The organism is Dietzia sp. SLG310A2-38A2, assembly GCF_014145095.1.
Taxonomy (GTDB): Bacteria; Actinomycetota; Actinomycetes; order Mycobacteriales; family Mycobacteriaceae; genus Dietzia.
Window position 1 is genome coordinate 2,191 of record NZ_JAALDX010000131.1, and the last position, 13,637, is coordinate 15,827.

The following is a 13,637-nucleotide window of genomic DNA, read 5'->3' on the forward strand; positions in this document are numbered from 1 at the left end:
GAGGTCGCCGCATTCCTCCGGCTGAGTGGATCCGAGGGGCTCCCGCTGTTCCGCGTGGACGGCGTCACCGCGCTCACCGGTCGCTACCCCACGCGAGCGGAGCTGGCGAGGTGGGCGGGACTGGACGCGATCACGCCGGGCCCCTCGGTCGCCGGCGCGGCGCCCGTGGGTGCGGACCTCCTGGCGTCCGGCGATGACGGCTGCGGCCCGTCCGGCTGCTGCTGATCCCCGAAAGGTATTCGTGAACTCGTTCCTCGACGACCCCGCCCGCTACGTGTTCTTCACCGGTAAGGGCGGGGTCGGGAAGACCTCGCTCGCCTGCGCCACCGCTGTCCGGCTCTGCCGGGCGGGCGCGCGCGTCCTGCTCGTGAGCACCGATCCCGCCTCCAACGTGGGGCAGGTGTTCGGGCAGCGGATCGGGAACCGGATCGTCGAGGTCGGTGTGGTCCCGGGGCTCTCGGCCATGGAGATCGAACCGGACGCCGCCGCCGAGGCCTACCGCGAGCGCGTGGTGGGACCGGTGCGCGGTCTGTTGCCGGAGGCCGAGATCACCGCGATCACCGAGCAGCTCTCCGGTTCCTGCACCACAGAGATCGCGTCGTTCAACGAGTTCACCGCGCTGTTGACCGACCCCGGGGTGATGGGCGGGTACGACCACATCGTCTTTGACACCGCCCCCACCGGACACACCATCCGGTTGCTCACGCTCCCCGGATCGTGGACCGATTTCCTGGAGCGCGGCAAGGGCGACGCCTCCTGCCTGGGGCCGATGGCAGGGCTCGACAAGCAACGCGCGGTGTACGCGGACGCCGTCGCTCGGCTGGCGGACCCGGCCACCACGCGGCTCGTGCTGGTGGCCCGCCCGCAGACCTCATCCCTCGACGAGATCGCCCGGACCTCGGCCGAGCTCGCCGACGTGGGTATGCACAACCAGTCCGTCGTGGTGAACGGGGTGCTCGCGGGTCCCCACCGGGATGACGACGACGAGGAGATCGACCCCATCGCCGAGGGCTTCCGTCAGCGACAGCGGGAGGCCCTCGACGCCATGCCCGACGCTCTCCGCCGGCTGCCTGTCGAGACGGTCCCGCTCCGGCCGGAGAACCTCGTCGGCGTGCCGGCGCTGGAAAGGCTCTTCGAACCCGCGGAGGCCTCGACCGCGTCGGTGCACGCGGTTGCGGGTGCTCCCGCTCCTCACACTGCTCCACTGTCCGCCCCGCTCTCGGACCTCGTCGACCAGATCGAGTCAGACGGGCACGGCCTGGTCATGACGATGGGCAAGGGGGGAGTCGGCAAGACCACCGTGGCCGCTGCCGTGGCCGTCGAACTCGCCGCGCGCGGGAACGAGGTGCACCTCACCACCACCGACCCCGCCGCTCATCTCACCGACACCGTCGCGGGTGAGGTCCCGGGACTCACCGTCTCCCGCATCGATCCCGAGGAGGCGTCCGCCGACTATCGCCGGCGGGTCGTCAGGGGAAAAGGGGCGAACCTCGACGAGGCCGGTCTGGCGGCGCTCGACGAGGATCTCCGCTCGCCGTGCACCGAGGAGGTGGCGGTCTTCCAGGCGTTCTCCGGGGTGATCCACGAGTCGAGGCATCGGTTCGTCGTGGTCGACACCGCCCCGACCGGGCACACGCTGCTCCTGCTCGACGCGACCGGGTCCTACCATCGCGAGATCGCCCGGCAGATGGGGGACGGTGGTCGCTTCACCACGCCGCTGATGCGACTGCAGGATCCGGCGCAGACCAAGATCCTCATCGTCACCCTGGCGGAGACCACGCCGGTTCTCGAGGCGGCCGCACTCCAGGCGGATCTGCGGCGGGCCGGCATCGAGCCGTGGGCGTGGGTGGTCAACAACGCTCTCGCGGCGAGCGGAACCACGGACGCCGTCCTGCGCCGGCGTGCCGAGCTCGAGAACGAGCAGTTGGGCGCGGTGCGGGGCGGCCTGGCCGAGAGGCTGTCCGTGGTGCCGTACTCGGCAGAGGACCCGGTCGGTCCAGAGGCGTTGCGCCGACTGGCTTCGGGTTCGGCCTCGGGCGCGGCGGGGTCGGGGACCGCGACCGTGGAGGCGATGTCGTCCTGAGGCGGCCTCAGACCAAGCGGAGGCCTCGGACGTCGACGATGTCGCGGATCTGGGCGAACGCCTCCGGCACGATGCTGTAGTGCGCCATGCGTCCACGTTGTTCCCGGGTGACGAGTCCCGCTTCCACCAGCTTCTTCATGTGATGGCTCACCGTGGGCTGCGTGATCCCCAGCGGTTCGGTGAGGGTGCAGACGCAGACGTCGTTGCACTCCGCCGCGGCGATATGCGAGAGGAGGCGCAGGCGCATGGGATCGGCAAGTGCCTTGAACCGGGCCGCCGCAGCCTCGGCCTCCGCCTGGTTGAGCGGCCCGTTCGCGCCGGCGATGCAGCAGGAGTCGGTGGGCTCGGGCGAGATCATCACTCCAGATTACTCGGACGGCAAGGCTGGGTGCCGTCGACGGAGCACATGTAATACATTGACGGGCGTCGATGAATTGCCTAGGGTTGGGCGCATGAGCACCCAGGTATCGGCGACCGCCGGCCCCCCTGCCCCTGCCGATCCCGACACTCCGGTCGCCGCGAGGATGTCCTTCCTCGACCGCTATCTGGCTGTGTGGATCCTCGCCGCCATGGCGCTCGGACTCCTGCTCGGGCGCCTGGTGCCCGGCATCGCCGAAGCGCTCGAGGCGGTCGAGGTCGGGGGCATCTCGGTTCCCATCGCGGTGGGCCTGTTGGTGATGATGTACCCGGTCCTGGCGAAGGTCCGCTACGACGAGACGCGTCGCGTCACGGGTGACCGCACGCTCCTCCTGCTGTCCCTCGCCCTGAACTGGCTGGTCGGGCCCGCGTTGATGTTCACGCTGGCCTGGTTGATGCTCCCGGACCTTCCCGAGTACCGCACCGGCCTGATCGTGGTGGGCCTGGCCCGCTGCATCGCGATGGTGTTCATCTGGAACGACCTCGCCTGCGGCGACCGAGAGGCTGCGGCGGTGCTCGTCGCTATCAACTCGGTATTCCAGGTGATCGCGTTCGCGGGCCTGGGGTGGTTCTACCTCCAGGTCCTGCCGGGCTGGCTGGGACTGGAGACCACCACCGCGGGCTTCTCGGTGTGGGCGATCGCGCTGAGCGTCCTCGTGTTCCTCGGTATCCCCCTACTGGCCGGGTTCCTCACCCGGCACTTCGGCGAGAAGGCCAAGGGTCGGCAGTGGTACGAGGAGTCCTTCCTGCCCAAGATCGGCCCGTGGGCGCTGTACGGCCTGCTGTTCACCATCGTCGTGCTCTTCGCGTTCCAGGGCGACACCATCATCGGACGCCCCCTCGATGTGGCGCGTATCGCGCTGCCCCTGTTGGCCTACTTCATCCTCATGTTCGGCGGGAGTCTGCTCGCCGCACGTGCGGCCGGGCTGAACTACGCCAAGTCCACCGCCGTCGCCTTCACCGCCGCGGGCAATAACTTCGAACTCGCGATCGCCGTCAGCATCGGCACCTGGGGAGTGGCGTCCGGTCAGGCGCTCGCGGGGGTGGTCGGACCGCTCATCGAGGTCCCGGTGCTGATCGCGCTCGTCTACGTGAGCCTGTGGGCGGGCAAGCGTCTGTTCAAGGGGGACCCCACGGTCCCGAACGCGATCCATCAGGACATGACCTCCGCCGTCGCTTCCGCCCCCACCGTCGATTCCGACGAGCCGGGAGCCGATCGCCGATGACGCGGACCCCGCAGCCCGCTTCGACGCGGCCCACCGTCCTGTTCGTGTGTAAGTCCAACCGTGGCAAGTCCCAGATGGCGGAGGCACTTCTGCGCCACGCAGCGGGGGACGCGGTCGAGGTCTACTCGGCCGGCACGCAGCCCGCGCTGGGCAAGTCCCCCAACGCCGAGGCCGTGGCCGCCCTCGCCGAGATCGGTGCCGACATGTCCGGCGGCACCGCGGCGGCGGTGGACCACGATGTGATGCGACGCGCGAACCGAGTGGTCGTGCTCGGGACGGCCGCTCGGCTCGATCCGGTCGACGGGATGGGCGCGGGGATCGACGTCTGGGACACCGACGAACCCAGCGAGCGGGGAATCGAGGGGGCGGAACGGATGGCACTGATCCGCGACGACATCGACGCCCGCGTGAGACGACTGTGGGCCGAGCTGAACGACCAGGCGACCGGTTCGGCCGACTAGGCCGACCGGGTCCGCAGCACGGCTAGCCCGTATACCGCTCCGGCTCCTCGCCGAAGGTGAAGCCGCGGCCCGAGATCTGCTCCGGTGTGATCTCCACGAAGTTGTACTTGAGCGTGGGGATCCACGGCTTGAGGTCGAGTTCCTCGGCGCGGTTGATCTCCTCGAAGCTGTCGAGCCGTCGGGCTTCGCCACGGACGACCACCGACCACGCCTCCTGGTCCTCGATGTGGTCGACCTGGAAGACCACGTCCGGATGAACGGTGAGTCCGGCCAGTTTGCTGCCCTCGGCTGTGCGGAAGAAGAGCGTGCCCTCTGGGGACAGCGCGTAGTTGACGGGGAAGATTTCGGCCCGCCCACCCGAGACGGTGATCAGACGGCCGAGCGACTCGGTCGCCAACAGCTCGAGTGAGCGGCCCTCGTCGAATTCGGTGATCGGGTTGTCGTCCATGAAGATATTCTCCCAGGCTCCGGCCCACTAAGGAAGAGGATCGCCTCCGTGGGTGGGGCCGCACCGGGTGACGGACGTCACTGCACCACGGTCACCTGCGGACTCGCCCGGCAATCGGGTAACGATACGGCGAAGCTGGATGCGGCAACCGGTCCACGTCACTACGGTGGTAATTACCTATGAACCCAGGAGAACGAGAAGCACCCCGTAACCCTGATTCGTCCGACGCGGTTTTCCGTCCGCCCACCGCGGCAGACGGAAATCGTATGTGGGAGATCGCCCGCGACAGTGGAGTCCTCGACCTCAACTCCTCCTATGCCTACGTGTTGTGGGGAGCGGAGTTCTCCGAGAGCTCCGTGGTCGTCGAGGTCGAGGGCCGCGTAGTCGGCTTCGTCACCGGATTCCTGCGCCCGTCGGAGCCGGACACGATCTTCGTCTGGCAGGTGGGCGTCGACGCTGACCAGCGAGGTAAGGGGCTGGCCGCACGGCTGCTCCACAGCCTCATGGACCGACTCGCCGAGCGCGGTGTGGTCCGACTGCGCACCACCATCAGCCCGGACAACGAGGCGTCCCAGCGCACATTCGGCGCCGTCGCGCGCGATCGGGGCATGACGTTGTCCAGCGAGGACTACCTCGGCGCCGAACTGCTCGGCGAGGGGCATGAGCCCGAAGATCTCTACACGATTTCCTAGAAGGGCGCCCGGACCCACCGGTCCGCCGCCGCCGCCCGCCACCATTGTTGATGGAGTGATCACCACCATGACCGAAGCCACGCACGACGCCAATCTGGATACCTCGATCTTCTCCGACCGTGAGTCGGAGGTCCGTAGCTACTCGCGCAACTGGCCGGTGGTGTTCGACACCGCCAAGGGTACGAAGCTCACGACCGTTGACGGCGACGAGTACCTCGACTTCTTCGGTGGCGCCGGCGCACTGAATTACGGCCACAACGACGACGACATGAAGAGCGCGCTGTTGGAGTACATCCAGCGCGACGGTGTCACCCACTCGCTCGACAAGTACACCGTCGCCAAGCGCGCCTTCCTGGAGACCTTTACCTCGACGATCCTCGAGCCGCGTGGATTGGACTACAAGGTGATGTTCCCCGGGCCGACCGGCACGAACGCCGTCGAATCGGCGCTCAAACTGGCCCGTAAGGTCACCGGACGCGAAGCGATCATCAACTTCACCAACTCGTTCCACGGCATGACCCTCGGGTCGCTGTCCGTCACCGGTAACTCGATGAAGCGCGCCGGCGCCGGGATCCCGCTGGTCCACGCCACGCCGATGCCGTACGACAACTACTTCGGCGGCGTGACCGATGACTTCCAGTGGATGGAGCGAGTCCTGGTCGACTCCGGCTCGGGAATGAACCGCCCGGCAGCCGTGATCGTCGAGTGCGTTCAGGGCGAGGGCGGAATCAACGCGGCGCGCGCCGAGTGGCTGAAGGCCCTCGACGAGCTGTGCAAGCGTCACGAGATCCTGCTGATCATCGACGACGTCCAGATGGGCTGCGGCCGGACCGGTGAGTTCTTCTCATTCGAGTTCGCCGGCATCAAGCCGGACATCGTCACCCTGTCCAAGTCGATCGGCGGCTACGGCCTGCCACTGGCGATCACCCTGTTCAACCGTGAGCTCGACGAGTGGACGCCGGGCGAGCACAACGGCACGTTCCGCGGTAACAACATGGCATTCGTCACCGCCGAGGTGGCGCTGCGCAAGTACTGGTCGGATGAGAAGCTGCAGAACCGCACGCTCGAGAACGGCCGGATCCTGCGCGAGCGCTTCTCCCCGCTGGTCTACAAGTACGAGGGCAAGCTCGAACTCCGCGGCCGCGGCATGGCCTTCGGTATCGCCTTCCTCGAGAAGCCGGAGCTGGCCGGAGAGGTCATGGCGCGCTGCTTCGACAACAAGATGCTGGTCGAGACCGCCGGCCCGAGCGACGAGGTCGTCAAGTTCCTCGCCCCGCTCATCCTGACCGACGAGGAGCGCGATCGGGGCATCGAGATCTGCTACGAGGCCGTCGACCACGTCCTCGCCCAGCAGTACCTCTGAGCGCGCCCGACCACCACACCCTCGATCCAGATCCTCGCCGAGGAGGCCCCGCATGATCGTTCGCACCACCGCAGAGATCACCGACACCGACCGCCACGTCAAGGGCAACAACGGCAACTGGGAGTCCAAGCGCATCGTCCTGGCCGACGACCGCGTGGGGTTCTCGTTCCACGAGACCACCATCGCCGCCGGAACGACCAACGACTTCCACTACGCCAACCACATCGAGGCCGTCTGGCTGACCCGTGGCAAGGGCACTCTGCGTGACCTCACCAACGACAAGGAGTACCCGCTCGCGGCCGGTTCGATGTACCTGCTCGACGGGCACGAGAAGCACCAGGTCATCGTGGAGGAGGAGATGCAGATGCTCTGCGTCTTCAACCCTCCGGTCGTCGGCGACGAGAACCACGACGAAAACGGCATCTACCCGCTCCTGCGCCTGCAGGACGACGGCTCGGTCGTCCGCGAGAAGTAAGCCCCCGGCTCCTCGCCGCGCCTGGAGTTCGGCGCACCCACGCACTCCCCGGTCGAAGTCGTTCAGAGCGAGCGAAACCGACCGGGGATTCGCGCGTCCTGGGGTAGTACGCGTTCCGGGGCGGTCTCTGTAGCACTGTCCGTCTCGGACACACGTCCGCTCGCACCCAGCGGGCTCCGGCCTGCGCGTCCTCTCCGACCAACGCGCCCTCCCCGGCTTGCGCGCCCTCTCCGGCTTGCGCGCTCGGATCGCACGCCGCCTGAAGGGTCGCGCGTCGGGTTGGGTCCATTCCGGGCGCACACCCGGCGGGGGCGGGGGGCACACTGGTCAGGTGTCCACGATCGTGTTCCTCCACGCCCACCCCGACGACGAGACCTCCCAGACCGCCGGAATGATGGCTATCGCCTCGCGCGGTGGCCACCGCGTCGTCACGGTCTTCGCCACCGATGGCGACCACGGCCAACGGCCCGATCACCTCGGGCCCGACGGCGATCTGGTCGACTACCGCCGCGGGGAGGCCCGGGCCGCCGCGGAGGTACTGGGCGTCGCCCGGATCGACTGGCTGGGTTACCGCGACTCGGGCATGACCGGCTGGGCGCAGAACGATGATCCGCTGTGCCTGCACAGCGCCGATACCGACCACGCGGCCGGGCGACTTGCCCGGATCCTCGACAGGGAGGGCGCCGACGTCCTCGTGGGCTACGACCATCACGGGAACTACGGGCATCCTGATCACCTGGCCGTCCACCGGATCGCCCGCCGCGCCGTGGGCCTGGCAGCCCGCCGCCCGCGGCTGTTGGAGGCCACGACCAATCAGGACGCCCAACTCGAGATGCTCGACAGCCCCGAAGCGGAGGGGTTCCTGGAGACGCTCGCGGCTGGCGGCATGGACGTGGAGGAACTACGGCGGATGATCCTCACCGGGGATGACGGACTGCCGGTGGGGGTCCCGCAGTCGGAGATCGCGTGGGCGATCGACTTGCCCGCGGACGTCGTGGAGCTCAAGCGCCGCGCGATGGAGTGCCACGCCAGCCAGACCAGCGACATCGGCATGATGCTGGCCCTGCCGAAGGACGTCTACGCGGCGACCTTCGGGACCGAATACCTCATCGAGCCGGACTCCGACCAGCCGATGCGTCGCCGGTGGCCGTTCGACTGACCGGGTGCGCTGGCGGAATGGACCGGACTCGCAGCGCGGGCCAGGGCAATGCGTGCGATCAGGACGCGTAAGCCGAAGAGGGCGCGTAAGTCGAAGGGGGACTACCGGAGATCGAGCGCGCGGACCCAGTCGCCGTGGCCGTGCGCCGTGGCGAGGGGCGTGCCGTTGACGGCGACGACGAAGATGCCCTTGTGGCGCCGGATCGACTCCGGGACCTGCTCGGCGATGTCGGGCAGGAGAGTCACCCCTTCGACGGAGACCCACACGCAGTCGAGCGCCGCGACCCGGTCGACGAACTCGGCGCGGGCCGGTGGTTCGAGGTAGCCGAGCACCGCGGTGTGGAACACCACCGGCGTGGACCCCGCGGGACAGGCGGCCACGGAGTCCTCCAGCTTCTCGACCAGGTCGCCGGCGATGACCTGCGGCGGATCGGCGGCGGCGATGTCGAGCGCGGCGTCCAGGCGGGGCACTCGCTCGGCCTGCTGACCGGGCCAGATCAGGCTGCGCAGCCAGGCCCGCGAGTCTGCGTGGGCGGGGTCGATCGGGGACAGGTCCACCCCGCCGCGGTGGACGACGTCGGGCAGGGATTTCGGGCGGGGGACGCCGTCGCGCAGGGCGCAGTCGAGGACCGGGATGGCGGCGGCGGAGGCGGCCGTATCCGATCCCGCCGGTCGTAGCTCGTGGGTGGAGCCGCCGTCGAGCGCGTACCTGTAGGCGTACCGGTCCGGGTAGAGGCACAGACCGGCGGAGGCTCCCATCTCCACCAGTGAGAGCGGGCCCGGGAGGAGGGAGAGGAGCGGCAGGAGGACCGCGCACCGCTTGGCCTCGTTGGTCTGGGTGGAGTGGGTGAGTGCGATCTGCTCGATCTGCGTCCAGTGGGCGTGGACGAACTCCCGGAACGCCGGGTAGTCCTCGGTCTCGGGCGCGCCGGCGTGCCGGGCGGAGGCGAAGACCAGTGCGGGCTGTCGCTTGATCCGGGGCAGGCTCCCGATGAGCTCGCACGTCTCCGGGTCCTCGGCGATGCCCCGGGCCCACGCCAGGTAGACGGGGGTGCGGCCGCGGACCTCGAACTCGGCGAACTCGGCGTAGCGGGTGGGAACATCGTCGACGTGCGCGGAGTCCATGCGGCCAGCGTGGCACACCGGTCGCCCCGGATCACTCGCATCGGATCACGCAGGACCACGCGCACTGGATCACGCGAAACCAGAAGGCGGCGCGCGGGTGGGCCGGATGCGGTGGCGCGTGGGCCGGGGACCGAGTATATTGGTGATGCATCAACCACTGGCCGCGACGACGACCGCAGGAGACCCCATGGCAGACGACACCGAGTTCATCGCAGCCAAGAACGCCTCGGAGGACGGTGAGTTCGTCCGCGACGCCACCTACATCAACGACCGGGTCGTGGCGGATCTCCAGGCGGGATCGGACCCGGTGGGGGAGAGGATCGGGGAGATGCGGTGGCCCGTCGAGGCCGGCCGGTACCGCCTCATGGCGGCCCGCGCGTGCCCTTGGGCCAGCCGTTCGATCATCGTCCGCCGTCTGATGGGGCTGGAGGGCGTCATCTCGATGGGGCTGGCCGGCCCGACCCACGACGTCAACTCCTGGGTCTTCGACCTCGACCCGGACGGCAGAGACCCGGTCACGGGCATGCACCGTCTCCAGGAGGCCTACTTCAACCGGATCCCCGATTATCCGCGCGGCATCACGGTCCCGGCCCTCGTCGACCTGCCCACCCGGTCGGTCGTGACCAACGCGTACCAGAAGCTCAACTTCGATCTGCTCTCGGAATGGTCGGCCTTCCACCGCGACGGTGCGCCGGACCTGTACCCGACCGAGCACCGCGACGAGATCGTTGAGTTGGACTCGTGGATCTACCCGACCGTCAACAACGGCGTGTACCGCAGCGGGTTCGCGGCCGAGCAGGGCGCCTACGAGCAGGCCTACGACGAGCTCTGGGCCTCTTTGGACAGGCTCGAGGAGCGGTTGGCCTCCCGTCGCTATCTCGCCGGGGACACGATCACCGTCGCGGACATCCGGCTGTTCACCACTCTGGTGCGCTTCGACGCGGTCTACCACGGGCACTTCAAGGCCAACCGCAACAAGATCACCGAGATGCCGGCGCTGTGGGGCTACCTGCGCGACCTGTTCCAGACGCCCGGTTTCGGTGACACCTGCGACTTCCCGCAGATCAAGGAGCACTACTACAACGTCCACCGCGACGTGAACCCCACCGGCATCGTGCCCAAGGGGCCGGATCTGGCGAGCCTCCTCTCCCCGCATCACCGCGAGGAGCTGGGTGGCCGCCCGTTCGGTGACGGCACCGCCCCGGGGCCGATCGAGGACCCGACCGAACGAGTCCCCGAGGGGCACGGAGCGGGCTAGTCCGGGCCCGTGGGCCTAGACTGGCTCGTTGTGAACCCGGCCCCGTCCGAACTAGGTCGTTATCGACGAAGCGCCCGACAGTTCCTCATGTTCGGGATCGTGGGCGGGTCCGGGATGGTCGTCAACATGATCGTCACGGTCCTGATGAACAGGGCCAACGGCGGGACCCAGAACGCCCAGGACATCCTGTTCCCGTTCTCGGGTACGGAGTACAACTTCCGCTTCACGACCCTGGTGTGGATCGTGGCGTTCCTGGTGGCCAATGTCTACAACTTCATGCTCAACCGGCACTGGACGTTCGGTAAGGGACACAAGGCCCCGGTCATGCAGGAGTTCTGGCCGTTCCTGCTGGTGGGATCGGTGGCCGCGGCCGCGGGGATCTTCATCAAGCTGGCCTTCACCAACCCCACCTCTCCGCTCTACCTGCCCGAACCGTGGTTCCACGAGGACGCGGGCATCCACTCCAGGGAGTACTGGAGCCAGCTGTTGACGATCCTCATCACGATGCCGATCAACTTCGTCGTCAACAAGCTCTGGACGTTCCGCTCCGTCCGTCGCCGTCACCACGCCCGCTCCACCGCGGACGCGGTGGTCTAGGGGTCCGGTCGTGGAGTCCTCGACGCTGCTGCTGTGGTTCGACCTCGTGGGGGTGTTCTTCTTCGCCCTGTCCGGCAATCTGCTGGCGGCGCGCAAGAACATCGACATCACCGGCGGTCTGGTCCTGGGGCTACTGGCCGGTCTCGGCGGCGGCATCCTGCGCGACGTGATGCTGGGGGTCACGCCGCTCGCGTTCGCACAGCCGGTCCTGTTGGTGCCGCCGTTCGTCGCGGCCGCGGTGGTGTACCTGTTGGGCGCGCACCTGCACCGCGTCCGGACGCTGATCATCGTCTTCGACGCGGCCGGCCTCGGGCTGTTCTGTACCTTCGGCACCGCGCGGGCGCTGGACCACGGCATGCCGGTCGCCTCGGCGCTCCTGCTCGGCGTGATCACCGCGGTCGGCGGCGGACTCATGCGCGACGTGGTGGCCAACGAGATCCCCGCCGTGTTCAACGGTTCCGACCTGTACGTCATCCCCGCCGCCACCGGCGCGGCGCTCACCGCCCTGGCCGTCTCGACCGGCACGTGGGGCCCGGTCGCCGCGGCGGTGTTGTCCGCATTCGCGTTCACGTTCCGGATGGTGGCGTGGCGTCTCCAGTGGCGCGTCCCGGCGCCGATGCGAGGGTGGAGCATGCGGGGGATCGACACCCGCCTGCGGCGCGACCGTTCGGTGTTCGGCCGTCCCGGCCGGATGAAGGGTGACGACGACGAGTCCCGCCGCGACCGCGACGTCGACGACTACCGGGATCGCCCACCGAGCCCTCGCCGGTAGTGTGTGCCGTCGTGCAGTATTACCTCAGCCTCCTGGGATTCGCGGCAGTCGACTCGGTCAACCTCCTGGCCTTCGCCGTGATCGCCGGGCTCTGGCTCACGGCCGCCGGCCGAGGGGGAGGCTTCGCCTCGCGCGCCGCCCGCTTCACCGGAGGGGCGTTCTGCGGCATCGTCCTGCTCTCGCTGGTGTCGGTGTGGGTGATCGGCAACAACCAGGAGTTCGTGCGCAGCCTGTTCTACAACTTCTGGGCGATGGGCGTCCTGGGCGTGATCGGTCTGGTGATCACCGTGCTGGGACTGCGCAGACCCGCGGAGGCCAAGGAGGACAACGTCGAGGCCCCGCTGACCCAGACCGTGCTGCAGAGGTTCGGCATCATGGTCACCGGCGTCTCGCTGGGCGTCATCCAGTCGGCGACCTCGGCGCCGTTCGCCGCGGGCATGGTCCTCATCTCGTTCGCCGAGACGCCGTGGTGGTCCAAACTGCTGCAGATCTTGTTCTTCGCGATCATCGCGATTCTGCCGAGTACGGGGTTGATCATCGCGCTGTCGCGGGTCGACTCGTCCGGTGTCGCCGCGGCGACCCGCAGGATCGACACGTTCCTCGTCTACGGCCGCGTGGCCGGTCGGCTGCTCACGCTCGTGGTGGGTGTGGCGCTCGTGCTCCTGGCGGCGGTGCGCCTCGTGCAACTCAGCGGACTCCTCTCCTAGTCGGATCTCGGCAGAGTCGGCTCCAGGCAGCGTCGGCTCTGTGTCGGAGCCGGATCCTAGGGTGGCGGCGATCACCGTGGAGGGTGGTCCACGAACCTGCAGGGGGAGACATGGCGGAACACCAGGCGGATCAGGCCGGCAGAGCGGTGCTGTGCGAGGACGGTCTGATGCGGCCGCCCTGGGCGGCGCGGGATCCGCTGTTGCGGGAGTACTACGACACCGAATGGGGGATGCCGGTCCACGACGAGGCCGGTCTCTACGAGCGGCTCGTCCTGGAGGGTTTCCAGTCCGGCCTGAGCTGGTTGACGATCCTGCGCAAGCGCCCGGCGTTCCGGGAGGCGTTCGCCGGGTTCTCCCCCGACGCGGTCGCGGACTTCGGAGAGCCCGACGTCGCCCGGCTCATGGCGGACGCCCGGATCGTGCGCAACCGACGGAAGATCGACGCGGCCGTGGGCAATGCCCGCGGCGTGATCGCACTACGGGCCGAGGGCGGTCTCGGGGAGTTGATCTGGTCGTACCGGCCGGAGAGCACCCCGGAGCCACTGACCATGGCCGAGGTGCCCAGCCGGTCCCCGGAGTCGGAGGCGCTGGCCAGGGAGCTCAAGCGGCGAGGCTTCAGCTTCGTCGGGCCGGTGACTGTGTTCGCACTGATGGAGGCGATCGGGGTGGTCGACACCCACCTGGTGGAGTCGCATCGGCGCGGCACCTCCGGTATCTGGTCCCGCGAGGGGAGCGCCTTGACCGCGCCCGCGGGCCGGGGTCAGCCCGGTGGTCCGGGCTGACCGGGATGACCGGTCTGACCGGGCTGACCGGGCAGGGCGGCAGGACCGGGCAGGGCGGGCAGGTCGGCGCGGG

The 13,637-nt window shown here is 68.7% G+C and carries 15 protein-coding genes and 1 pseudogene; 13 read left to right on the forward strand and 3 right to left on the reverse strand.

The features are described 5' to 3' along the window. Together G6027_RS18635 and arsA are read left to right on the forward strand one after the other, a co-directional pair. Positions 1 to 225 (forward strand): arsenic metallochaperone ArsD family protein (locus tag G6027_RS18635; RefSeq protein ID WP_241726830.1); only part of this gene is annotated, 225 nt, incomplete at its 5' end. After that, the gene (arsA, locus tag G6027_RS05015; RefSeq protein WP_182635952.1) at positions 194 to 2,083 is read left to right on the forward strand and encodes an arsenical pump-driving ATPase; all 1,890 of its coding nucleotides are present in this window, start codon (positions 194 to 196) and stop codon (positions 2,081 to 2,083) included. The genes G6027_RS18635 and arsA, both read left to right, overlap by 32 nt. A 7-nt stretch (positions 2,084 to 2,090) precedes the next feature. Here arsA and G6027_RS05020 read toward each other — a convergent pair whose 3' ends face one another. Beyond that, positions 2,091 to 2,441, reverse strand: coding sequence for a metalloregulator ArsR/SmtB family transcription factor (locus G6027_RS05020; RefSeq protein ID WP_182635954.1), 351 nt, complete (start codon positions 2,439 to 2,441; stop codon positions 2,091 to 2,093). Positions 2,442 to 2,535: 94 nt separating this feature from the next. Here G6027_RS05020 and arsB point away from each other — a divergent pair, with 94 nt between their 5' ends. Both arsB and G6027_RS05030 read left to right on the forward strand, forming a co-directional pair. Beyond that, entirely contained in the window at positions 2,536 to 3,726 is a 1,191-nt protein-coding gene (gene arsB / locus G6027_RS05025) for an ACR3 family arsenite efflux transporter (RefSeq protein WP_182635955.1), read from the forward strand. Further along, complete coding sequence (locus tag G6027_RS05030; RefSeq protein WP_182635957.1) at positions 3,723 to 4,187, forward strand: low molecular weight phosphatase family protein; 465 nt, start codon at positions 3,723 to 3,725, stop codon at positions 4,185 to 4,187. Before arsB ends, G6027_RS05030 begins: the two co-directional genes overlap by 4 nt. A gap of 22 nt (positions 4,188 to 4,209) precedes the next feature. Here the strand turns inward: G6027_RS05030 and G6027_RS05035 are convergent, their stop codons facing one another. After that, positions 4,210 to 4,635 (reverse strand): pyridoxamine 5'-phosphate oxidase family protein, encoded by a 426-nt coding sequence (locus G6027_RS05035; RefSeq protein WP_182635959.1) that lies wholly within the window; start codon positions 4,633 to 4,635, stop codon positions 4,210 to 4,212. Between the two features lie 179 nt (positions 4,636 to 4,814). On the opposite strand from G6027_RS05035, the gene ectA reads away from it, so the two are divergent. From ectA to G6027_RS05055, 4 genes and pseudogenes are all read left to right on the forward strand, one after another. Beyond that, complete coding sequence (gene ectA / locus G6027_RS05040) at positions 4,815 to 5,327, forward strand: diaminobutyrate acetyltransferase (RefSeq protein ID WP_182635961.1); 513 nt, start codon at positions 4,815 to 4,817, stop codon at positions 5,325 to 5,327. A gap of 67 nt (positions 5,328 to 5,394) precedes the next feature. Next, complete coding sequence (ectB, locus tag G6027_RS05045) at positions 5,395 to 6,690, forward strand: diaminobutyrate--2-oxoglutarate transaminase (protein WP_182635963.1); 1,296 nt, start codon at positions 5,395 to 5,397, stop codon at positions 6,688 to 6,690. A gap of 52 nt (positions 6,691 to 6,742) precedes the next feature. Beyond that, positions 6,743 to 7,165: an ectoine synthase gene (locus G6027_RS05050; protein ID WP_182635965.1), complete on the forward strand. Its 423-nt coding sequence runs from the start codon at positions 6,743 to 6,745 to the stop codon at positions 7,163 to 7,165. Between the two features lie 331 nt (positions 7,166 to 7,496). Next, positions 7,497 to 8,324: pseudogene (locus tag G6027_RS05055) on the forward strand (PIG-L family deacetylase); the annotation flags it as partial. 101 nt (positions 8,325 to 8,425) lie between these two features. Here G6027_RS05055 and G6027_RS05060 read toward each other — a convergent pair. Then, positions 8,426 to 9,448, reverse strand: coding sequence for a DUF2332 domain-containing protein (locus G6027_RS05060; protein ID WP_182635969.1), 1,023 nt, complete (start codon positions 9,446 to 9,448; stop codon positions 8,426 to 8,428). A 187-nt stretch (positions 9,449 to 9,635) separates the two neighbouring features. Here G6027_RS05060 and G6027_RS05065 point away from each other — a divergent pair, with 187 nt between their 5' ends. From G6027_RS05065 to G6027_RS05085, 5 genes are all read left to right on the forward strand, one after another. Continuing rightward, positions 9,636 to 10,706, forward strand: a complete 1,071-nt coding sequence (locus G6027_RS05065) for a glutathione S-transferase C-terminal domain-containing protein (RefSeq protein ID WP_182635971.1) — start codon at positions 9,636 to 9,638, stop codon at positions 10,704 to 10,706. 87 nt (positions 10,707 to 10,793) lie between these two features. After that, positions 10,794 to 11,303, forward strand: a complete 510-nt coding sequence (locus tag G6027_RS05070; protein WP_182635972.1) for a GtrA family protein — start codon at positions 10,794 to 10,796, stop codon at positions 11,301 to 11,303. A 31-nt stretch (positions 11,304 to 11,334) separates the two neighbouring features. Beyond that, positions 11,335 to 12,075 carry a TRIC cation channel family protein gene (locus G6027_RS05075; RefSeq protein ID WP_277612302.1) on the forward strand — a complete coding sequence of 247 codons (741 nt, stop codon included), beginning with the start codon at positions 11,335 to 11,337 and terminating at the stop codon, positions 12,073 to 12,075. Between the two features lie 65 nt (positions 12,076 to 12,140). Beyond that, positions 12,141 to 12,782, forward strand: coding sequence for a hypothetical protein (locus G6027_RS05080; RefSeq protein ID WP_241726834.1), 642 nt, complete (start codon positions 12,141 to 12,143; stop codon positions 12,780 to 12,782). Positions 12,783 to 12,892: 110 nt separating this feature from the next. After that, entirely contained in the window at positions 12,893 to 13,564 is a 672-nt protein-coding gene (locus G6027_RS05085; protein WP_182635978.1) for a DNA-3-methyladenine glycosylase I, read from the forward strand. Positions 13,565 to 13,637 lie beyond the last annotated feature (73 nt).